Annotated in this window: 20 protein-coding genes; 14 read left to right on the top strand and 6 right to left on the bottom strand. The window is 70.5% G+C overall.

The genetic code is table 11. The features are described 5' to 3' along the window. The first annotated feature begins 345 nt into the window (after positions 1 to 345). From ACLVWQ_RS33555 to ACLVWQ_RS33500, 12 genes are all read left to right on the top strand, one after another. Positions 346 to 891: a hypothetical protein gene (locus ACLVWQ_RS33555; protein WP_414113012.1), complete on the top strand. Its 546-nt coding sequence runs from the start codon at positions 346 to 348 to the stop codon at positions 889 to 891. Between the two features lie 262 nt (positions 892 to 1153). Then, positions 1154 to 2002, top strand: coding sequence for a pyridoxal 5'-phosphate synthase lyase subunit PdxS (gene pdxS / locus ACLVWQ_RS33550; protein ID WP_414113329.1), 849 nt, complete (start codon positions 1154 to 1156; stop codon positions 2000 to 2002). Between the two features lie 64 nt (positions 2003 to 2066). Then, positions 2067 to 2672: a pyridoxal 5'-phosphate synthase glutaminase subunit PdxT gene (gene pdxT / locus ACLVWQ_RS33545; RefSeq protein ID WP_414113011.1), complete on the top strand. Its 606-nt coding sequence runs from the start codon at positions 2067 to 2069 to the stop codon at positions 2670 to 2672. 78 nt (positions 2673 to 2750) lie between these two features. After that, positions 2751 to 3503: a YebC/PmpR family DNA-binding transcriptional regulator gene (locus ACLVWQ_RS33540; protein WP_414113010.1), complete on the top strand. Its 753-nt coding sequence runs from the start codon at positions 2751 to 2753 to the stop codon at positions 3501 to 3503. A gap of 275 nt (positions 3504 to 3778) precedes the next feature. Next, a complete protein-coding gene (gene ruvC / locus ACLVWQ_RS33535; RefSeq protein WP_414113009.1) occupies positions 3779 to 4342 on the top strand; it encodes a crossover junction endodeoxyribonuclease RuvC in 564 nt (187 codons plus the stop codon). Further along, complete coding sequence (gene ruvA, locus ACLVWQ_RS33530; protein ID WP_414113008.1) at positions 4339 to 4950, top strand: Holliday junction branch migration protein RuvA; 612 nt, start codon at positions 4339 to 4341, stop codon at positions 4948 to 4950. Before ruvC ends, ruvA begins: the two co-directional genes overlap by 4 nt. A 138-nt stretch (positions 4951 to 5088) precedes the next feature. Further along, positions 5089 to 6159, top strand: a complete 1071-nt coding sequence (ruvB, locus tag ACLVWQ_RS33525) for a Holliday junction branch migration DNA helicase RuvB (protein ID WP_414113007.1) — start codon at positions 5089 to 5091, stop codon at positions 6157 to 6159. A 164-nt stretch (positions 6160 to 6323) separates the two neighbouring features. After that, entirely contained in the window at positions 6324 to 6872 is a 549-nt protein-coding gene (gene yajC / locus ACLVWQ_RS33520) for a preprotein translocase subunit YajC (RefSeq protein WP_414113006.1), read from the top strand. Positions 6873 to 7013: 141 nt separating this feature from the next. Beyond that, the gene (secD, locus tag ACLVWQ_RS33515) at positions 7014 to 8765 is read left to right on the top strand and encodes a protein translocase subunit SecD (protein WP_414113005.1); all 1752 of its coding nucleotides are present in this window, start codon (positions 7014 to 7016) and stop codon (positions 8763 to 8765) included. A gap of 1 nt (position 8766) precedes the next feature. Beyond that, entirely contained in the window at positions 8767 to 9897 is a 1131-nt protein-coding gene (gene secF / locus ACLVWQ_RS33510; RefSeq protein WP_414113004.1) for a protein translocase subunit SecF, read from the top strand. After that, on the top strand, positions 9894 to 10442 hold the full coding sequence (locus ACLVWQ_RS33505) for an adenine phosphoribosyltransferase (RefSeq protein WP_414113003.1): 549 nt from the start codon (positions 9894 to 9896) through the stop codon (positions 10440 to 10442). Before secF ends, ACLVWQ_RS33505 begins: the two co-directional genes overlap by 4 nt. A gap of 228 nt (positions 10443 to 10670) precedes the next feature. Further along, complete coding sequence (locus tag ACLVWQ_RS33500; protein WP_414113002.1) at positions 10671 to 13265, top strand: RelA/SpoT family protein; 2595 nt, start codon at positions 10671 to 10673, stop codon at positions 13263 to 13265. 136 nt (positions 13266 to 13401) lie between these two features. Here ACLVWQ_RS33500 and ACLVWQ_RS33495 read toward each other — a convergent pair whose 3' ends face one another. Further along, positions 13402 to 14631, bottom strand: coding sequence for a DUF349 domain-containing protein (locus ACLVWQ_RS33495; protein ID WP_414113001.1), 1230 nt, complete (start codon positions 14629 to 14631; stop codon positions 13402 to 13404). Positions 14632 to 14766: 135 nt separating this feature from the next. Beyond that, a complete protein-coding gene (locus ACLVWQ_RS33490; RefSeq protein WP_414113000.1) occupies positions 14767 to 15612 on the bottom strand; it encodes a peptidylprolyl isomerase in 846 nt (281 codons plus the stop codon). Positions 15613 to 15826: 214 nt separating this feature from the next. Between ACLVWQ_RS33490 and ACLVWQ_RS33485 the strand changes: the two genes are divergently transcribed. Continuing rightward, the gene (locus ACLVWQ_RS33485) at positions 15827 to 16543 is read left to right on the top strand and encodes an MBL fold metallo-hydrolase (protein WP_414112999.1); all 717 of its coding nucleotides are present in this window, start codon (positions 15827 to 15829) and stop codon (positions 16541 to 16543) included. A gap of 13 nt (positions 16544 to 16556) precedes the next feature. Further along, positions 16557 to 17819, top strand: a complete 1263-nt coding sequence (gene hisS, locus ACLVWQ_RS33480) for a histidine--tRNA ligase (protein ID WP_414112998.1) — start codon at positions 16557 to 16559, stop codon at positions 17817 to 17819. 154 nt (positions 17820 to 17973) lie between these two features. Here hisS and ACLVWQ_RS33475 read toward each other — a convergent pair whose 3' ends face one another. The 4 genes from ACLVWQ_RS33475 to ACLVWQ_RS33460 are packed head-to-tail and all read right to left on the bottom strand — an operon-like array spanning position 17974 to position 21519. Then, complete coding sequence (locus ACLVWQ_RS33475) at positions 17974 to 18597, bottom strand: response regulator (RefSeq protein WP_414112997.1); 624 nt, start codon at positions 18595 to 18597, stop codon at positions 17974 to 17976. Next, positions 18594 to 19811: a sensor histidine kinase gene (locus ACLVWQ_RS33470; RefSeq protein ID WP_414113328.1), complete on the bottom strand. Its 1218-nt coding sequence runs from the start codon at positions 19809 to 19811 to the stop codon at positions 18594 to 18596. Before ACLVWQ_RS33470 ends, ACLVWQ_RS33475 begins: the two co-directional genes overlap by 4 nt. Continuing rightward, a complete protein-coding gene (locus tag ACLVWQ_RS33465) occupies positions 19808 to 20656 on the bottom strand; it encodes an ABC transporter permease (protein ID WP_414112996.1) in 849 nt (282 codons plus the stop codon). The genes ACLVWQ_RS33470 and ACLVWQ_RS33465 overlap by 4 nt, the downstream gene beginning before the upstream one ends. Further along, complete coding sequence (locus tag ACLVWQ_RS33460) at positions 20653 to 21519, bottom strand: ABC transporter ATP-binding protein (protein WP_414112995.1); 867 nt, start codon at positions 21517 to 21519, stop codon at positions 20653 to 20655. The genes ACLVWQ_RS33465 and ACLVWQ_RS33460 overlap by 4 nt, the downstream gene beginning before the upstream one ends. Positions 21520 to 21579: the final 60 nt, after the last annotated feature.

The raw sequence follows: 21579 nt of genomic DNA, 5'->3' as shown, positions 1-21579 counted from the left end.
GGCTGAAACCGAAAGCAGGGCGCAGCCCGCTTCCCAGGGGCGCGGGGAACGGCGCGCTCAGCCACACGCAACCCGCACCCGGCGACTGGGCTCGGGGGGCGTGGGCGGAGCCCCGCCTTCAGGGGGCGCGGGGAACGGCGCGCTCAGCCACACGCAACCTGCACCCGGCGACTGGGCGCGGGGGGCGTGGGCGGAGCCCCGCCTTCAGGGGGCGCGGGGAACGGCGCGACCAGCCACCCCCGACCCGCACCCGAACACGGACCCCGCCGGCCCCGCGGACCCCGCGGGCCGTATCGGGGGCGACGCCCCGTCAGGCGGCGTCACCCCCACCGATAGATTGCGCCCGTGACCTCCACACTGATCTGGATCGTGGTCGCCCTCGTGGCGATCGGCCTCTACCTGAGCTGGACCGCCGGCCGCCTCGACCGCCTGCACTCACGCATCGACGCCGCCCGCGCCGCACTCGACGCACAGCTCCTGCGGCGCGCCTCCGTCGCGCAGGAACTGGCCACCGCCGGAGTGCTCGACCCCGCCGCGTCGATGGTGCTCTACGAGGCGGCACACGCGGCCCGGCAGGCCGAGGAGGACCACAGGGAGGTCGCCGAGAGCGACCTCAGCCAGGCGCTGCGGGCCGTCTTCGGAGCGACCGAGCAGGTCGAGGCCGTCCGGGCGGCCCCGGGCGGCGAGGACGCGGCCCGCGAACTCGCCCAGGCGGTCCGCCGCGTACCGATGGCCAGACGCTTCCACAACGACGCCGTACGGGCGGCCCGCGCGCTGCGCCGCCACCGCACGGCGCGCTGGTTCCGGCTGGCCGGACACGCGCCGTTCCCCCTCGCCTTCGAGATGGACGACGAGCCCCCCACGGCACTGGCGGACCGCCCGGGAACCTAGAACCCGGCGTGGAGGGCGCACACGCGCGTGCGGGGGGACACGGCCCTGACCACCGCAAACGCACACCAGCGCCAGGAAAATGAGCCACCGCCTGTCCATTGGCCCTTGCTGTGGCCTGGTCCCCGGGCGTTTCCTCGGTGAGCGCAGCAGCCCTCTTCCACCGACTTTCACCGAGTGAGGTCAACCCGTGTCCAGCACGCTCTCCCACCCCGTCCAGCCCACCGACACCCCGGCCACCGGCACCGCGCGCGTGAAGCGCGGCATGGCCGAGCAGCTCAAGGGCGGTGTGATCATGGACGTCGTCACCCCCGAGCAGGCGAAGATCGCCGAGGACGCGGGCGCGGTGGCCGTCATGGCCCTGGAGCGGGTCCCGGCCGACATCCGCAAGGACGGCGGCGTGGCGCGCATGTCCGACCCGGACATGATCGAGGGCATCATCGCGGCCGTCTCGATCCCGGTGATGGCCAAGTCGCGCATCGGCCACTTCGTGGAGGCCCAGGTCCTGCAGTCCCTCGGCGTCGACTACGTCGACGAGTCCGAGGTCCTCACCCCCGCCGACGAGGTCAACCACTCCGACAAGTGGGCCTTCACGACCCCCTTCGTCTGTGGCGCCACCAACCTGGGCGAGGCCCTGCGCCGGATCGCCGAGGGCGCCGCCATGATCCGCTCCAAGGGCGAGGCCGGCACCGGCAACGTCGTCGAGGCCGTCCGCCACCTGCGCCAGATCAAGAACGAGATCGCCCGGCTGCGCGGCTACGACAACAACGAGCTGTACGCCGCCGCCAAGGAGCTGCGCGCCCCGTACGAGCTGGTCAAGGAGGTCTCCGAACTCGGCAGGCTCCCCGTCGTCCTCTTCTCCGCCGGTGGCGTCGCCACCCCGGCCGACGCGGCCCTGATGCGTCAGCTCGGCGCCGAGGGCGTCTTCGTCGGCTCCGGCATCTTCAAGTCCGGCGACCCCGCCAAGCGCGCCGCCGCCATCGTGAAGGCCACCACCTTCTACGACGACCCGAAGATCATCGCGGACGCCTCCCGCGACCTCGGCGAGGCCATGGTCGGCATCAACTGCGACACCCTCCCCGAGTCCGAGCGGTACGCCAACCGCGGCTGGTGACCACCCTCGCCCACCGCCCCGGGGCGCCCCTTCCACCCGTTCTCACAAGGCAGGCACTGCGTAGATGAGCGACACCCCCGTCATAGGCGTCCTGGCCCTCCAGGGCGACGTCCGGGAGCACCTCGTCGCCCTGGCCGCGGCGGACACCGTGGCCAGGCCGGTGCGGCGCCCCGAGGAACTCGCGGAGGTGGACGGCCTGGTCGTCCCCGGCGGTGAGTCCACCACCATCTCCAAACTGGCCGTCCTCTTCGGCCTGATGGAGCCCCTCCGCGCGCGCGTGCGCGCCGGTCTGCCCGTCTACGGCACCTGCGCGGGCATGATCATGCTCGCCGACAAGATCCTCGACCCCCGCTCGGGCCAGGAGACCATCGGCGGCATCGACATGATCGTGCGCCGCAACGCCTTCGGACGGCAGAACGAGTCCTTCGAGGCGCAGGTCGAGGTGCGGGGCGTCGAGGGCGGTGCCGTGGAGGGCCTCTTCATCCGCGCGCCCTGGGTGGAGTCGGTGGGGGCCCAGGCCGAGGTGCTGGCCGAGCACGGCGGTCACATCGTCGCGGTACGCCAGGGCAACGCGCTCGCCACGTCGTTCCACCCGGAACTCACCGGCGACCACCGCGTGCACGGTCTCTTCGCCGACATGGTGCGCGCGAACCGGGCAGCGCCGTCCTAGTAGGATCTGGGGGTCCCCCGAGGCTCTCGACGTCGCGGGGAGTTCGTACTGGTTGGGTTACGCGAAGGAGACAGGCAGATGTCCGGCCACTCTAAATGGGCCACGACGAAGCACAAGAAGGCCGTGATCGACGCCAAGCGCGGCAAGCTCTTCGCGAAGCTGATCAAGAACATCGAGGTCGCGGCTCGCATGGGCGGCGTCGACCTGGACGGCAATCCGACGCTGTATGACGCCGTGCAGAAGGCCAAGAAGTCCTCGGTTCCGAACAAGAACATCGACTCCGCGATCAAGCGCGGCGGTGGTCTTGAGGCCGGCGGCGCCGAATACGAGACGATCATGTACGAGGGGTACGGTCCCAACGGTGTCGCGGTGCTCATCGAGTGCCTCACCGACAACCGCAACCGCGCCGCCTCGGACGTCCGCGTGGCCATGACCCGCAACGGCGGCAACATGGCCGACCCGGGTTCCGTCTCGTACCTCTTCAACCGCAAGGGCGTCGTCATCGTCGCCAAGGGCGAGCTGGCCGAGGACGACGTCCTGGGCGCCGTGCTCGACGCGGGCGCCGAGGAGGTCAACGACCTCGGTGAGTCCTTCGAGGTCATCTCCGAGGCCACCGACCTCGTCGCGGTGCGCACCGCGCTCCAGGACGCCGGCATCGACTACGACTCGGCCGACGCCAACTTCGTCCCGACCATGCAGGTCGAGCTGGACGAGGACGGCGCCAGGAAGATCTTCAAGCTCATCGACGCCCTCGAGGACAGCGACGACGTGCAGAACGTCTTCGCCAACTTCGACGTGAGCGACGAGGTCATGGAGAAGGTCGACGCGTAGCGGGACGTCCGACGCGTACACCGCCGCGAGCGGTACGGGCTCAACGGGCCGACGGGGCATGCCCCGTCGGCCCGTCGTCGTGATCGGCCCGCCGTCCGGGGCCTGCCGCTCGGGCCCGTCGCCCGGCCGGGGCGTCGCCGACCTGCGTTGTCGGTGGCACCCGATAGCCTGCACGAACCGGGGCGGCCGCTCCCAGTGGTGCCCGGTGGACCGAGGCAGCCGGATCCGAGGACATCGGATCCGCAGGAATCGAACGAACCGAAGGAGGGGGCCGGGTGCGGGTGCTGGGCGTTGACCCCGGATTGACCCGGTGCGGTGTCGGTGTCGTCGAGGGCACGGCGGGCCGCCCGCTCACCATGATCGCCGTCGGTGTCGTACGCACCTCGGCGGACGCGGAGTTGGGACAGCGCCTCGTCGCCGTGGAGCGGGGCATCGAACAGTGGCTCGACGAGCACCGGCCCGAATTCGTCGCCGTGGAGCGGGTGTTCAGCCAGCACAACGTCCGTACGGTGATGGGCACGGCCCAGGCCAGCGCCGTCGCGATGCTCTGCGCGGCCCGCCGTGGCATCCCCGTCGCGCTGCACACCCCCAGTGAGGTCAAGGCGGCCGTCACCGGCAGCGGCCGCGCCGACAAGGCCCAGGTCGGCGCCATGGTCACCCGCCTGCTCCGGCTCGACGCGCCCCCGAAGCCGGCCGACGCCGCCGACGCCCTCGCCCTCGCCATCTGCCACATCTGGCGCGCCCCCGCCCTGAACCGCCTCCAGCAGGCCCAGGCGGCGCACCGCCAGGCTCAGGGATCCACCGTCCCCACCGTCTCCACCCGGAAGGTCACCCGATGATCGCCTTCGTCAGCGGCACGGTCGCCGCCCTCGCCCCCGACTCCGCGGTGGTCGAGGTCGGCGGTATCGGCATTGCCGTCCAGTGCGCCCCCCACACGCTCTCCGGACTGCGGATGGGCAAGGAGGCCAGGCTCGCCACCTCCCTGGTCGTACGGGAGGACTCGCTGACGCTGTACGGCTTCGTGGACGACGACGAGCGCCAGACCTTCGAGCTGCTGCAGACCGCCAGCGGGGTGGGCCCGCGCCTGGCCCAGGCCATGCTCGCCGTGCACAGCCCCGACACCCTGCGCCTGGCGGTGTCCACCGGTGACGAGAAGACCCTCACCGCCGTGCCCGGCATCGGCAAGAAGGGCGCCCAGAAGCTCCTCCTGGAACTGAAGGACCGCCTCGGCGAGCCCCTGGGCACCGGCGGGGCGGCCATCGGCAGGCCCGTCGCCACCGGCTGGCGCGAGCAGCTGCACGCGGCGCTCATCGGACTCGGGTACGCGACGCGGGAGGCCGACGAGGCCGTCTCCGCGGTGGCGCCGCAGGCGGAGGCCGCCGGCGGGGTGCCGCAGGTCGGGCCGTTGCTGAAGGCCGCGCTGCAGACGCTCAACCGCACGCGTTGACCCTTCGGGGGGAGGCCGTCGTGAAACCGGCGGGCCCGTTGTGCCGGGTCGCGCAGTTCCCCGCGCCCCCGAGCGGCGCGGCGACGGCTGGGCCCACCTCTGTACGAACCCGATCCACTACACCGTGAGGCACACCGAATGAACTGGGACGACACGACCGACGACGCCACCGCCGAGCGGCTCGTCGGCGCGTCCACCGACCGCGAGGAGCAGGCCGTCGAGGCCGCGCTGCGCCCCAAGGACCTCGGCGAGTTCATCGGTCAGGAGAAGGTCCGCGAACAGCTCGACCTCGTCCTGCGCGCCGCACGCGCGCGGGGCGCCACCGCCGACCACGTCCTGCTCTCCGGCGCCCCGGGCCTGGGCAAGACCACCCTCTCGATGATCATCGCCGCCGAGATGGAAGCCCCGATCCGCATCACCAGCGGCCCCGCCATCCAGCACGCGGGCGACCTCGCGGCGATCCTCTCCTCCCTCCAGGAGGGCGAGGTGCTCTTCCTCGACGAGATCCACCGCATGTCGCGGCCCGCCGAGGAGATGCTCTACATGGCGATGGAGGACTTCCGCGTCGACGTCATCGTCGGCAAGGGGCCCGGCGCCACCGCCATCCCCCTCGAACTGCCGCCCTTCACCCTCGTCGGCGCCACCACGCGCGCGGGCCTGCTGCCGCCCCCGCTGCGCGACCGCTTCGGCTTCACCGCGCACATGGAGTTCTACGAACCCGCCGAGCTGGAGCGGGTCATCCACCGCTCCGCGAACCTCCTCGACCTGGAGATCGGCGCGGCGGGCGCCGCCGAGATCGCGGGACGCTCGCGCGGCACGCCCCGGATCGCCAACCGCCTGCTGCGCCGCGTCCGCGACTACGCCCAGGTCAAGGCCGACGGCATCATCACCCAGGACATCGCCAACGCCGCCCTCGCCGTGTACGAGGTGGACAGCCGCGGCCTCGACCGCCTCGACCGAGGGGTCCTCGAAGCCCTCATCAAGCTCTTCGGCGGCGGCCCCGTCGGCCTCTCCACGCTCGCCGTGGCCGTGGGGGAGGAGCGCGAGACCGTCGAAGAGGTCGCCGAGCCCTTCCTCGTACGCGAGGGACTGCTGGCCCGTACGCCCCGCGGGCGGGTGGCGACACCCGCGGCGTGGGCCCACCTCGGCCTCGCGCCACCCCCCGCGTCAACCGGTGGAAACGGACAACAGGACCTGTTCGGGACGTGAGGACGAGGAGCTAGGCGAGGTCAGGAACCCCGGTGTCATGCTGAGCGTTGTTCCTTGACGGCGGACTCGCCTAGACTCCGCCGATGCCGCCTTTGTCGGCGGTGCACACACCCCCATCCATCAGGCCGCTCAGCATCGCGGTCGAATGAAGGAAGTTCCGTCCCGTGAGTCTCGTGACCCTCCTCCCGTTCATCGTGCTCATCGGGGCCATGTTCCTGATGACCCGGTCGGCCAAGAAGAAGCAGAATGCGGCCGCGCAGATGCGCAACGACATGCAGCCGGGCTCCGGCGTCCGCACCATCGGCGGCATGTACGCGACGGTGAAGGAGGTCAACGAGGAGACGGTCCTCCTTGACGCGGCCCCGGGCGTCGACCTGCTCTTCGCGAAGAACGCCATCGGCGCCGTCCTCGGCGACGACGAGTACAACCGCATCGTCCACGGCATCGAGCACGACCTGAAGTCCGACGAGTCGGTCGTACCGGACGACGCCTCCTCCCTCACCGAGACGGACGAGCACGCCGACGCCTCCGACGACCAGGCCGTCGACCTCGGCAAGAAGGCGGACGACGAGCCCGCCGACCAGCTCGCCGACGAGCCGGCGGACAAGCCCGCCGACAAGTCCGACGAGCCGGCCGAGTCCGTCGTCGTGGAGCCGAAGAAGACCGATGGGGCAGACCTGAAGAAGTCCGACGGCGAGTCCGAGGCGAAGTAGTCACGACCGGGGACCGCGGAGCGCGCCGCTCGCGCCCCGCGCTCCCCGTAACGTACGGCTTCGCGCGGAACCTCGACACCATTTGACGCCCGTCCGCGACGGTACCCAGATACCGGGCGGACGAAGAGGGAGAACGAGAAGGTGGCAGCACCTAAGAAGGGCCGACAGGGCACCCAGGGCAGGCCGGGGCGCACCTTGGCCCTGATCCTGATCGCCATCGTGGCGCTCACCGGGGGCATGTTCGCCTCCGGGCACACGACACCGCGACTGGGCATCGACCTCGCCGGCGGTACGAGCATCACGCTCCAGGCGAAGAACGAGCCCGGTCAGAAGAACGCGATCAACAAGACCAACATGGACACCGCGGTCGACATCATGAACCGCCGTGTCAACGGTCTGGGCGTCAGCGAAGCGGAGGTGCAGACCCAGGGTTCGAGCAACATCATCGTCAACATCCCCAAGGGTACGAACTCCAAGCAGGCCCGGGAGCAGGTCGGTACCACCGCCAAGCTCTACTTCCGTCCCGTTCTGACGACCGAGGTCTCAGGCGCCGATCCCGCGGCGACCCCCTCGTCGAGCGCCTCCGGCAGCCCGTCCGGCAGCCCCTCCGCCGGATCGGACAAGGAGAGCGAGAAGGCCACCTCGTCCTCGTCGCCCTCCGCCTCCGCCACCTCGCAGGGCCGGGCGGTCACCGACGCGCTGAAGGCCGACCCCACTCCCTCGGCGAGCGCCGAGAACTCCTCCGACCCCGCCGCCTCGCCGTCCGCGAGCGCCGACCCGGCGACCGCCAAGCTGCAGTCGGAGTACACGGCGCTGGACTGCTCCAAGAAGACCGCCCGCGCGAAGGCCGGCGACGGCACCAAGGCCTCGGACCCGACGGTGGCCTGCGGCCAGAACTCCGACGGGGCCTGGCAGAAGTACATCCTCGGCCCGGCCGAGGTCGAGGGCACCGACGTCGACAAGGCCTCCGCCGTGTTCGACACCCAGGGTGCCGCGGGCTGGAAGGTCACCATGGACTTCACGTCCAAGGGTGGCAAGAAGTTCGCGAGCATCACGGGCAAGCTGGCGAAGAACCAGTCCCCGCAGAACCAGTTCGCCATCGTCCTCGACGGTGAGGTCGTCTCCGACCCGTACGTCAGCCAGGCGCTGACCGGCGGCACCGCGGAGATCTCGGGCAGCTTCGACCAGCAGGAGGCGCAGGACCTCTCCAACATGCTGTCGTACGGCGCCCTGCCGCTCACCTTCACCGAGGCGAGCGTCACCACCGTCACCGCCGCGCTCGGCGGCGAGCAGCTGGAGGCCGGCCTCATCGCCGGCGCCATCGGCCTGGCCCTGGTCATCGTCTACCTGGTGCTCTACTACCGCGGTCTGTCGCTGATCGCCATCGCCTCACTGATGGTCTCCGCGGTCATGACGTACGTGATCATGGCGCTGCTCGGCCCGACCATCGGCTTCGCGCTGAACCTGCCGGCGGTCTGCGGCGCCATCGTGGCCATCGGGATCACCGCGGACTCGTTCATCGTGTTCTTCGAACGCATCCGTGACGAGATCCGCGAAGGCCGCTCCATGCGCCCCGCGGTCGAGCGTGCCTGGCCGCGCGCCCGGCGCACCATCCTGGTCTCCGACTTCGTGTCGTTCCTCGCCGCCGCCGTGCTCTTCGTCGTCACCGTCGGCAAGGTCCAGGGCTTCGCCTTCACCCTGGGTCTGACCACCCTGCTCGACGTGGTCGTCGTCTTCACCTTCACCAAGCCGCTGATGACGCTCCTGGCCCGCAGGAAGTTCTTCGGGGAGGGCCACAGCTGGTCCGGCCTCGACCCGAAGCGCCTCGGCGTCCAGCCGCCGCTGCGCCGCACTCGTCGTGTGTCCGCCCCCGTCGACACGAAGGAGGCGTGAGATGTCGAAACTCGGCACCCTCGGCGCCCGGCTCCACCGCGGCGAGATCGGCTACGACTTCGTCGGCAAGCGCAAGATCTGGTACGGCGTCTCGATCCTGATCACCATCACGGCCATCCTCGGCCTGGCGGTGCGCGGCCTGAACATGGGCATCGAGTTCCAGGGCGGCGCCGTCTTCACCACCGAGCGCACCAGCGTCTCGGTGAGCCAGGCCGAGACGTACGCGGAAGAGGCCTCGGGGCACGACGCGATCGTCCAGAAGCTCGGCAACGGCGGACTGCGCATCCAGGTGGCCGGTGTCGACACCGGCAAGTCCGACCAGATCAAGGAAACGCTCGCCAAGGACCTGAAGGTCGACGCGGAGAAGATCAACGCCGACCTGGTCGGGCCCAGTTGGGGTGAACAGGTCGCCAACAAGGCCTGGCAGGGCCTGGCGATCTTCATGGTCCTCGTCGTGATCTATCTGGCGATCGCCTTCGAGCTGCGGATGGCGGTGGCCGCGCTCGTGGCCCTCATCCACGACATCACCATCACGGTCGGTGTCTACGCCCTGGTCGGCTTCGAGGTCACACCGGGCACCGTGATCGGTCTGCTCACGATCCTCGGTTACTCGCTGTACGACACGGTGGTCGTCTTCGACAGCCTCAAGGAACAGACGAAGGACATCACCAAACAGACCCGCTGGACCTACAGCGAGATCGCCGACCGGTCCATCAACGGCACCCTGGTGCGGTCCATCAACACCACGGTGGTCGCGCTCCTCCCGGTGGCCGGTCTGCTCTTCATCGGCGGCGGTGTCCTCGGCGCCGGCATGCTGAACGACATCTCGCTGTCGCTGTTCGTCGGCCTCGCGGCCGGCGCGTACTCCTCGATCTTCATCGCCACGCCGCTCGTCGCCGACCTCAAGGAGCGCGAGCCGCAGATGAAGGCGCTGACGAAGCGCGTCCGGGCCAAGCGGGCCGCCGCCGCGGCGAAGGGCGAGTCCCTGGACGCCCCCGCCGTCGACCGGACGTACGACGAGGACGAGGAGCCGCAGGACGCGACCCCCGCCGTCGTCGGACCCCGTCCTCAGCGCGCTCAGCCGTCCTCCCGGGGCAGGGGCCGCGGCCGTCCCTCGGGGAAGCGCCGATGACCGGCGTCACGGACACCACGGCGCTGCTGCTCAGCCGCATCCGCGACGTGCCGGACCACCCGGAGCCCGGCGTGATGTTCAAGGACATCACGCCGCTCCTGGCGGACCCGCTGGCGTTCACGGTGCTCACCGACGCGCTGGCCGAGATCAGCGTCCGGCACGGCGCGACGAAGATCGTCGGCCTGGAGGCCCGGGGCTTCATCCTGGGCGCACCCGTCGCGGTCCGCGCCGGGCTGGGCTTCATCCCCGTACGCAAGGCGGGCAAGCTCCCCGGAGCGACCCTCAGCCAGGCGTACGACCTGGAGTACGGCTCCGCCGAGATCGAGGTGCACGCCGAGGACCTGGCGCCCGGCGACCACGTCATGATCGTCGACGACGTCCTGGCCACCGGTGGCACCGCCGAGGCCTCGCTCCGGCTGATCCGCCGGGCGGGCGCGAGCGTGGCGGGTGTCGCCGTCCTCATGGAGCTCGGTTTCCTGGGCGGCCGCGCCCGTCTGGAGCCGGTCCTGGAGGGTGCTCCGCTGGAGGCACTGCTGAAGGTCTGAGCACCCGGACGACACCCGTCCGAATCCCCGGACGGACACCCGTCCGACACCGCTCAGCACCCCGTACGACACCGCGTGGGCGGGTCCCGGAGGAATCCGGGACCCGCCTCTCGTGTCTCTCCCGTGGAAGGCCGTCCCACCGGCCCGAGGCGAGACCCGAGCCCAGGATCGCTACCATGGGGTTTCCGGAGCCTGACCGGGGACCCGGATCGCGCACGAGGAGCCCTCTTGCCAGACGAGGCCCAGCCACTCGCCCCCAGGGCCGACCGCCCGGGAGCAACCCCAGCCGCCGAGCCCACTGCGTCCGCGGCGTCCGCAGCCACGCCCGCGCCCGCCGAGAAGGCCTCCGCGAAGGACGCGTCGGCGAAGAACGGGTCGGCCGACCGGGCGGCGGGGACCGGGGCGGCCGGTCAGGCACGCCCCGAGCCGGCTGCGGCTCCCGAGCGCCAGGCACCCGCGCCCGCCGCCCGTCCGGCGTCGGCGGCTCGTCCCGGGGCCGGTCAGCCCACGCGCTCCGGCGGCTCCTCCAACCGCGTGCGCGCCCGGCTCGCGCGGCTGGGCGTCCAGCGGTCCAACCCGTACAACCCGGTCCTGGAGCCCCTGCTGCGGATAGTGCGCAGCAACGACCCGAAGATCGAGGCGGCCACGCTCCGCCAGGTCGAGCGCGCCTACCAGGTCGCCGAGCGCTGGCACCGCGGCCAGAAGCGCAAGAGCGGCGACCCGTACATCACGCACCCGCTCGCGGTGACGACGATCCTCGCCGAGCTGGGCATGGACCCGGCCACGCTGATGGCGGGACTCCTGCACGACACGGTCGAGGACACCGAGTACGGCCTCGACACCCTCCGCAAGGACTTCGGCGACCAGGTCGCCCTCCTCGTCGACGGCGTCACCAAGCTCGACAAGGTCAAGTTCGGCGAGGCCGCGCAGGCCGAGACCGTCCGCAAGATGGTCGTCGCCATGGCCAAGGACCCGCGCGTCCTGGTCATCAAGCTCGCCGACCGGCTGCACAACATGCGCACCATGCGCTACCTCAAGCGCGAGAAGCAGGAGAAGAAGGCGCGCGAGACCCTGGAGATCTACGCGCCGCTCGCCCACCGCCTGGGCATGAACACCATCAAGTGGGAGCTGGAGGACCTCGCCTTCGCGATCCTCTACCCCAAGATGTACGACGAGATTGTCCGCCTGGTCGCCGAGCGCGCCCCCAAGCGCGACGAGTACCTCGCCATAGTGACCGACGAGGTCCAGTCCGACCTGCGCGCGGCCCGCATCAAGGCGACCGTCACCGGCCGCCCGAAGCACTACTACAGCGTCTACCAGAAGATGATCGTCCGCGGCCGCGACTTCGCGGAGATCTACGACCTGGTGGGCATCCGCGTCCTGGTCGACACCGTCCGGGACTGCTACGCGGCCCTGGGCACCGTGCACGCGCGATGGAACCCGGTCCCCGGCCGGTTCAAGGACTACATCGCGATGCCCAAGTTCAACATGTACCAGTCGCTGCACACGACGGTCATCGGGCCCAACGGCAAGCCGGTCGAACTCCAGATCCGTACGTTCGACATGCACCGCCGCGCCGAGTACGGCATCGCCGCCCACTGGAAGTACAAGCAGGAGGCCGTCGCCGGCGCCTCCAAGGTGCGCTCCGACCAGCCGAGGACCACCGGCAAGGACGACCACCTCAACGACATGGCGTGGCTGCGTCAGCTCCTCGACTGGCAGAAGGAGACCGAGGACCCCGGCGAGTTCCTGGAGTCCCTGCGCTTCGACCTGTCCCGCAACGAGGTCTTCGTCTTCACGCCGAAGGGCGACGTGATAGCGCTGCCGGCCGGGGCCACACCCGTCGACTTCTCCTACGCGGTGCACACGGAGGTGGGCCACCGCACCATAGGAGCACGGGTCAACGGACGCCTCGTACCGCTCGAATCGACCCTCGACAACGGCGACCTGGTGGAGGTCTTCACCTCCAAGGCGGCCGGGGCCGGACCGTCCCGGGACTGGCTGGGCTTCGTCAAGTCGCCCCGCGCCCGCAACAAGATCCGCGCCTGGTTCTCCAAGGAACGCCGCGACGAGGCCATCGAGCAGGGCAAGGACGCCATCGCGCGCGCCATGCGCAAGCAGAACCTGCCGATCCAGCGCATCCTCACCGGTGACTCGCTGGTCACGCTCGCGCACGAGATGCGCTACCCCGACATCTCGTCCCTGTACGCGGCCATCGGCGAGGGGCATGTGGCGGCGCAGGGCGTCGTGCAGAAGCTCGTCCAGGCGCTGGGCGGCGAGGAGGCCGCCTCCGAGGAGATCGACGAGAGCGTCCCGCCCGCCCGCGGCCGGGGCCGCAAGCGGCGCGCCAACGCCGACCCCGGGGTCGTCGTCAAGGGCGTCGACGACGTATGGGTCAAGCTGGCCCGCTGCTGTACGCCCGTACCCGGCGACCCCATCATGGGCTTCGTCACCCGCGGGAGCGGAGTGTCGGTCCACCGCACCGACTGCGTCAACGTCGACTCGCTGTCCCGTGAGCCCGAGCGCATCCTCGAGGTCGAGTGGGCGCCCACCCAGTCCTCGGTCTTCCTCGTCGCCATCCAGGTCGAGGCACTGGACCGCTCACGGCTCCTGTCGGACGTCACGAGGATCCTGTCCGACCAGCACGTCAACATCCTGTCGGCAGCCGTCCAGACGTCCCGCGACCGGGTGGCCACGTCCCGCTTCACCTTCGAGATGGGCGACCCCAAACACCTGGGCCACGTCCTGAAGGCGGTCAGGGGAGTGGAAGGCGTGTACGACGTCTACCGCGTGACCTCGGCCCGCAGACCCTCCGACACCTGAGGACAGCCCCTTAAACGCGGTGCGGCCCGCACCCCGTCAGGGGGCGCGGGCCCGTCAGGGGCGCGGGGAACCGCGCGCCCGGCCACGACGCACCCGCGGACGACGACCGACCGTCCAGCGGGGCGTCAAGGCGGAGCTAGCCGCCGAACTCGTGCAAGCCCTTCAGCGCCTGGTCCAGCAGCGCCTGCCGGCCGTCGAGCTCCCGCTGGAGCTTGTCGGCCTTCGCGTTGTTCCCCGCGGAGCGAGCCGTCTCGATCTGCCCCTGGAGCTTGTCCACGGCCGCCTGCAACTGACCTGTCAGACCCTCGGCACGCGCGCGTGCCTCCGGGTTCGTCCGGCGCCACTCGGTCTCCTCGGAGTCCTGGAGCGCCCGCTCCACCGCGTGCATCCGGCCCTCGACCTTCGGGCGGGCGTCGCGCGGCACATGGCCGATGGCCTCCCAGCGCTCGTTGATCGAGCGGAAAGCGGCCCTGGCCGCCTTGAGATCCTGCACCGGGACGAGCTTCTCGGCCTCCTCGGCCAGCTCCTCCTTGAGCTTCAGGTTCTCCGACTGCTCCGCGTCCCGCTCGGCGAAGACCGAGCCGCGCGCCGCGAAGAACACGTCCTGGGCGCCGCGGAAGCGGTTCCACAGGTCGTCCTCGTGCTCGCGCTGGGCACGGCCGGCGGCCTTCCAGTCCGCCATCAGCTCGCGGTAACGGGCCGCCGTCGGACCCCAGTCGGCCGATGCGGAGAGCGACTCGGCCTCCGCGACCAGCTTCTCCTTGGTCTTGCGGGCCTCCTCGCGCTGCGCGTCCAGCGCCGCGAAGTGCGCCTTGCGCCGCTTGGAGAACGCCGAGCGCGCGTGCGAGAAGCGGTGCCACAGCTCGTCGTCGGACTTCCGGTCGAGCCGGGGAAGGCCCTTCCAGGTGTCCACGAGGGCGCGCAGCCGCTCACCGGCGGCCCGCCACTGGTCGGACTGGGCCAGCTCCTCCGCCTCGACGACCAGCGCCTCCTTGGCGTGCCGTGCCTCGTCGGACTGCTTCGCCCGCTGTGCCTTGCGCTCCTCACGGCGGGCGTCGACCGTCTCGACGAGCTTGTCCAACCGCACCTTCAGCGCGTCCAGATCCCCGACCGCGTGGTGGGCGTCCACCTGTTCGCGGATGTGATCGATGGCGATCTGGGCGTCCTTCGAGGACAGGTCGGTGGTCCTGACCCGCTTCTCCAGGAGGCCGATCTCCACAACGAGGCCCTCGTACTTGCGCTCGAAGTAGGCCAGTGCCTCGTCGGGAGTACCGGCCTGCCAGGAACCGACGACCTGCTCGCCGTCGGCCGTACGCACGTACACGGTCCCCGTCTCGTCGACGCGGCCCCACGGGTCGCTGCTCACAGCGCCTCCTCCACATGATGCCTGCGTGGGGCGGCTGCGCCCCCGGGCATCGTCCACAGTTTCGTCACGGCCAACATAGGCGACCGGCGGGGCGGCTGTCCGCATCCCGCGCGACCGAAATTTCGCTGCTGGAGGTCAGGATTTCGTCACGGTCGCCTTGTCGATCACGACCGTCGCGTTGGGTGCGCCGTCGCCCTGACCGGTGCTCTCGCCCGCACCGGCGATCTTCTTCAGCACCTTCATGCCCGACTCGGAAATCGTGCCGAACGGTGTGTAGTTGGCAGGCAACTGACTGTCCTGGTAGACGAGGAAGAACTGGCTGCCGCCGGTGTCGCGGCCTTCCTTCGTCTGCGCGTTGTACTGGTTGGCCATCGCCACCGTGCCCGCCGGATACACGTCGCCCTTGAGGCGCTTGTCCTTGAGGTTCTCGTCGGGGATCGTGTAGCCGGGATCGCCCATGCCGGTGCCCTTCGGGTCGCCGCACTGGAGCACGTAGATGCCGTTCGTCGTCAGACGGTGGCACTTGGTGTGGTCCAGGTAGCCCTTGCCCGTGAGGAAGTTGAACGAGTTCACGGTGTGCGGGGCCTTCGACGCCGGCATGTCGATGTCTATCGCGCCGCAGGTCGTCTGCAGCTTCATCGTGTAGTCCGCCGACTTGTCGATGGTCATCGCCGGCTCCTTCTTGTAGCTCAGCGACTTCACCTTGCCCTTGGCGGCCTTGTCGCAGGGGTCCGGGGCCTTGCTGGGGGAGGCGGAGGCACTGGGCGTGGCCTCCGCGGCCGCGTTGGACTTGTCGTCGTCGTCCTGCTTGAACACCCCGGTCGCGTACGACACGACGCTGCCCACGACGACCACGCCGAGGACGGACGCGATCACCGCGTTGCGAGCGTGGGCCTTGCGCCGAGCGGACGTACGCCGCTGCTGTTGCCGCAAGAACTTCTCCCGGGCGAGCTGACGCCGCCGCTGTTCCTGGGTGACCACCGGGTTATCTCCTCATGCGTCTCGTACGTCAGGTGGGACGCGTGCGTCTTGTGAGCCGACCGCCTGCGTGTGACCCGTACCGTATATGGGTTCGCTGTGGTTCCGGCAGCGCCGGTAGGCTCTGATCCGCAGCGAAGCCATTCCCCCGTACGACCTGACCGCCGACATACCGCCCGTACGAGATCCCCCCGTACGGCATACCCGAAGGACGAACGTGCTCATTGCCGGGTTCCCCGCCGGGGCCTGGGGCACCAACTGTTATGTGGTCGCCCCCGCCGCAGGTGAGGAGTGCGTGATCATCGACCCGGGCCATCAGGCGGCCCAGGGAGTCGAGGAAGCGCTCGCCAAGCATCGGCTCAAGCCCGTCGCCGTCGTCCTCACGCACGGCCACATCGACCATGTCGCCTCGGTGGTCCCGGTGTGCGGCGCGCACGGCGTACCCGCGTGGATCCACCCCGAGGACCGGTACATGATGAGCGACCCGGAGCGGGCGCTCGGCCGCTCGATCGGGATGCCGCTGATGGGCGAGCTCACGATCGGTGAACCGGACGACGTGAAGGAGCTCACGGACGGCGCCGCGCTGAAGCTGGCCGGCCTCGACTTCTCGGTCGCGCACGCGCCGGGCCATACGAAGGGGTCGGTGACCTTCCGGATGCCCGAGACCACGGAGATCCCCTCCGTGTTCTTCTCCGGGGATCTGCTGTTCGCCGGCTCCATCGGACGCACCGACCTGCCCGGCGGTGACATGGACGAGATGCTCGGCTCGCTGGCCCGCGTGTGCCTGCCGCTCGACGACTCGACCGTGGTGCTGTCCGGCCACGGCTCCCAGACGACCATCGGCCAGGAGCGCGCCACCAACCCGTATCTGCGGCAGGTGGCGGCGCCCGGCCAGGGAGCGGATCCCACCTCCGCTCCTCGACGAGGAATGTGACAAGAGAATTCCTGTGAGCACCTTCAAGGCCCCCAAGGGCACGTACGACCTGATCCCGCCGGACAGCGCGAAGTACCTCGCGGTGCGTGAGGCGATCTCCGCTCCGCTGCGCGACTCCGGTTACGGATACATCGAGACGCCCGGATTCGAGAGCGTCGAGCTGTTCGCGCGCGGCGTCGGTGAGTCCACCGACATCGTGACCAAGGAGATGTACGCCTTCGAGACCAAGGGCGGCGACCAGCTGGCGCTGCGCCCCGAGGGCACCGCGTCCGTGCTGCGCGCCGCGCTGGAGGCCAACCTCCACAAGCTCGGCAACCTGCCGGTGAAGCTCTGGTACTCGGGCTCCTACTACCGCTACGAGCGCCCCCAGAAGGGCCGTTACCGCCACTTCTCCCAGGTCGGCGCCGAGGCGATCGGTGCCGAGGACCCGGCCCTCGACGCCGAGTTGATCATCCTGGCCGACCAGGCGTACCGCTCGCTGGGACTGCGTGAGTTCCGGATCCTGCTCAACTCGCTGGGCGACAAGGAGTGCCGTCCCGTGTACCGGGCCGCGCTCCAGGACTTCCTGCGGGGCCTCGACCTGGACGAGGAGACCCTGCGCCGCGCCGACATCAACCCGCTGCGCGTCCTCGACGACAAGCGGGACGACGTGCAGAAGCAGCTGGTGGGCGCTCCGCTGCTGCGGGACTACCTCTGCGACGCGTGCAAGGCGTACCACGAGGAGGTGCGCGAGCTGATCACGGCGGCGGGTGTCTCCTTCGAGGACGACGCGAAGCTGGTCCGGGGGCTCGACTACTACACCCGGACCACGTTCGAGTTCGTGCACGACGGTCTGGGGTCGCAGTCCGCGGTCGGCGGCGGGGGGCGTTACGACGGCCTGTCCGAGATGATCGGCGGGCCCGCGCTGCCGTCCGTCGGCTGGGCCCTGGGTGTCGACCGTACGGTCCTCGCCCTTGAGGCGGAGGGTGTGTCCCTCCAGCTCCCCTCGGCCACCAGCGTGTTCGCGGTGCCGCTCGGGGACGAGGCGCGCCGGGTGCTGTTCGGCGTGGTGACCGAGCTGCGGCGGAACGGGGTGGCGGCGGACTTCTCGTACGGCGGGAAGGGTCTCAAGGGCGCGATGAAGAACGCGAACCGCAGTGGGGCGCGGTACACCGTCGTCGCCGGTGAGCGCGACCTCTCCGAGGGGGTCGTGCAGCTGAAGGACATGGAGTCCGGTGAGCAGGTGGCGGTCGCGGTGAACGAGATCGTGGCGGAACTGGAATCCCGGCTGAGCTGAGTCACAGGGCTTTTCTCGCCCCCGCCGCCCCTACCCGTTCCCGTCCCAGTCTCAGGGGCTCCGCCCCCGAACCCCCGTTGCGCAGTTCCCCGCGCCCCCAGGCACCTGGGGGCGCAGCCCCCAGGGACGGGAAGGGGCGGCGGGGGCGAGGAACCTACTCCAGCAAACCGAACCGCATCGCGCTCGTCACCGCCGCCGTCCGGTCGTCCACCCCCAGTTTTCCGAAGGCCCTCAGCAGGTGGGTCTTCACCGTGGACTCGCCGATGAACAGCCGGCGCCCGATCTCCGCGTTGGTGCACCCCTCCGCCACCAGCCGCAACACCGCCACCTCCCGCGAGGACAACCGCGGCCGCTCCGGCCTCGTACGCAGCTGGTCCACCAGCCGCGCGGCCACCGACGGAGCCAGCACCGTCTCCCCGCGAGCGGCGGCCCGTACCGCGTCCGCGAGCTCCCCGCGGGGCAGGTCCTTGAGCAGATACCCCGCCGCCCCGGCCTCGACGGCCCGCAGGATGTCGCGGTCGGTCTCATACGTGGTGAGCACCACGATCCGGCACGGCAGCCCCGCCTCGGTCATCCGCACGATCGAGTCGACACCCCCGCCACCGGGCATCCGCAGATCCATCAGCACGATGTCGGGCAGCAGTTCCGCCGCGAGGGCTTCCGCCTGGGGGCCGCTGGAGGCGTCGGCCACCACGTCGAGGTCGGGCTCCGCGCTGAGCATCGCGCGCAGCCCCTCACGCACGACGGGATGATCGTCGGCGAGGACGATCCGGATCACGGGGTACTCCCCTCAAGTGGTACGGGCGGTACGGGTAGGCGGACGGTGACGGTCGTGCCGTCGCCGGGCGCGCTGCGGACGACGGCCGTGCCGCCCACCTCGGCGGCCCGCGCCCGCAGCCCCGCGAGCCCGTAGCCCCCGGACGGCACCGAGGGATCGAAACCGCAGCCGTCGTCGCGTACGCACACCGTGAGCGACTCGCCCGCGTAGGTGAGCGCCACCCCGACGGCGGCCGAACTCCCCGCGTGCTTGCCGGCGTTGGACAGCGCCTCCTGACAGGCACGCAGGACCACCACCTCCGACCCGGCGGGCAGCGCCCGCGCGGGACCGGACACGGTCACCGCGGCGTCGTGCCGTGCCGCGAGCCGGCGCAGCGCGTCGGGCAGTGAAGCCCCGTCGAGGTCGGCGGGCGTACCGCCGGCGACCAGGGCCCGCGCCTCGGCGAGGTTCTGCCGTGCGGTGCCGTCCATCAGGGCCAGATGGCGGCGGGCCTCGGCCACATCGGCGCGGTCCAGCTCCGCCTCGACGACCTGGGTGAGCATCAGCAGACTCGTGAAGCCCTGCGCGAGCGTGTCATGGATCTCCCGGGAGAGGCGTTCGCGCTCGGCGAGCGCGCCGTGCGCGGCCGAGAGCCGCGAGAGTTCATGGCGGCTGGCGTCCAGCTCGGCGATCAGCACGGCCCGTTCCTGGCTCTGCTCGACGACCCGGATGATCCAGCTGCCGACGGCCGCCGAGAAGACGAGGGTGACCACGGCGAACACCGAGTTGAAGAAGACGGCGTGGTCGTCGGGCCACCACAGCAGGGCCCAGCCCACCACCGGCGCCAGGTTGATCACGGTGACCGCGACCAGGGCCCGGCGCAGGCGCAGCGCGATGAAGCACGGCGGGACGAGCGCGAAGGTCATCAGCCGGGTCTCGCCGACCAGGATCGCCGACGGCAGGAACAGTGCCAAGGCCCCGGCCAGGAAGCAGAGGGCCCGCCGCTCGTCGGGCGGTTCGCTCCGCAGGACCGGGCGCCCCACCAGCACGTACCAGGGCACCAGCGGGACGAGCAGGGCCGCGGCGACCAGCCGGGTGTGCCACCCCGGGAAGTCCGTGCCGAGCACGAACACCAGGGTGGCCGCCCACACGACGGCGAAGTACGAGTCCCAGAGCCGGAAGGAGCGGTCCCAGGCGTACGCGCCGGCGCCGTGTTCCTCGGACACGCCGGTCATCCGTCGCGGCGGTTCTTCCAGCGGAATGTCAGCAGGCACAGCAGCAATCCTCCGACGCACCAGGCTCCGAGCACCAGAGCGATCCGACCGAACTCCCAGCTGCCGGCCTGCTCCAGGACCTGCGCCGACTCCGGCAGGAACACTCCGCGCAGTCCCTGGCACATCCACTTCAGCGGGAACACCGCGCTGATGTCGAGCATCCAGTGCGGGATGGTGTCGATGGAGATGTAGACCCCGGAGACGAACTGCAGGACCAGGAAGGGCAGCACGACCACCGAGCTGGCGCTCTTGCTGCTCTTGGGCACCGAGCTGATCGCGATGCCGAGCATGGCGCACGCCGTCAGACCCAGCAGGAAGATCCAGCCGAAGTGCAGCCACGTCGTGGCGTCCGAGGGCAGCTCCACGTCGTAGAACGTGACGCCCACCCCGAGCAGGATCAGCGTCTCCAGGAAGCCGGTGACGAGGACCAGGCAGATCTTCCCGATGAAGTACGCGGCCGGTGGCATCGGGGTGCCGCGCAGCCGGCGCAGCACCTTCTCGTCCCGCTCGATCGCGATCGAGATGCCGAGCGACTGGAAACTGGTGCTCATGATGCCGGCGGCCATCATCGCCGGCACGTACAGCTGCGAGGCGGTGACGCCCGCGCCCCGCACGTCGTCACTGAAGATCGACGCGAACAGGAAGAGGAACACGATCGGGAAGGCGAAGGTGAAGACCACCTGGTCGCGCATCCGGAAGAACTGTTTGATCTCCAGGGCGCCCCGCTGGAGCCCGAGCCGCCAGGCCGACGGGAGGTGCGGTGCCCCGGTCCTGTCCGTACGTATCCGTGCCGTGGTGGTGGTCATCGCGCGTCCTCCTGTCCCGTGAGCCGCAGGTAGACGTCCTCCAGGGTCGGGCGGCTCACCCGTAGCCCCGGGATCTCCCCGTCGAACCGGTGCGTGAGCTCGGCGACCGTACGCGTGGGTGTCCCGGTGCGCTCCGTGCGGGGCGAGCCGTCGGACTCGGTCCAGTCGACGGTGGCCTCGGTGCCGAACCGCCCGCGCAGCGACGCGGGTTCGCCCTCGGCCACGACCCGCCCCCGTGCGATCACCGCGAGCCGGTCGGTGAGCGCCTCCGCCTCCTCCAGGTAGTGCGTGGTCAGCAGGATCGTCGTGCCCTCGTCCGCCAGCTTGCGGATCAGGTCCCAGAACTGGCGTCGGGCCGCCGGGTCGAACCCGGTCGTCGGTTCGTCCAGGAGCAGCAGGTCAGGACCGCCGATCACCCCGAGCGCCACATCGAGCCGGCGCCGCTGCCCGCCCGAGAGCGCCTTGATCCGGCTGCCCGCCTTCTCCTCGAGACCGACCAGGCCGATGACCTCCGCCGGGTCGCGCGGCCGGGGGTAGTAGCGCGCGAAATGCCGCACCGTCTCGCCCACCGTCAACTCGGCGGGTGCGGATTCGTCCTGCCAGACGATTCCGACACGTGATCGCCACGCGCGCGTGGCGTCGGCCGGATCCGTACCGAGCACCGAGACCTCTCCGGCGTCGCGCGACCTGTTGCCCTGAAGGATCTCCACCGTGGTGCTCTTGCCCGCGCCATTGGGTCCCAGCAGGCCGAACACCTCGCCCCGCCGGATACCGAGATCGATTCCGTCGACAGCGGTGACGTCTCCGTACTGTTTGCGCAGCCCCCGTACATCCACCGCGAGTTCGTTCACGTGTGCTGTCATACCGGCGATCATCCCGCCGGAACGAGCGTTCAGGGACGACCGCACGTACTTCCTTATGTC

Source organism: Streptomyces sp. CWNU-52B, assembly GCF_047444975.1.
In the GTDB taxonomy this organism is placed as follows: domain Bacteria; phylum Actinomycetota; class Actinomycetes; order Streptomycetales; family Streptomycetaceae; genus Streptomyces.
The sequence above is the reverse complement of the archived record's forward strand: the minus strand, read 5'-3'. Positions and strand labels throughout refer to the sequence as shown.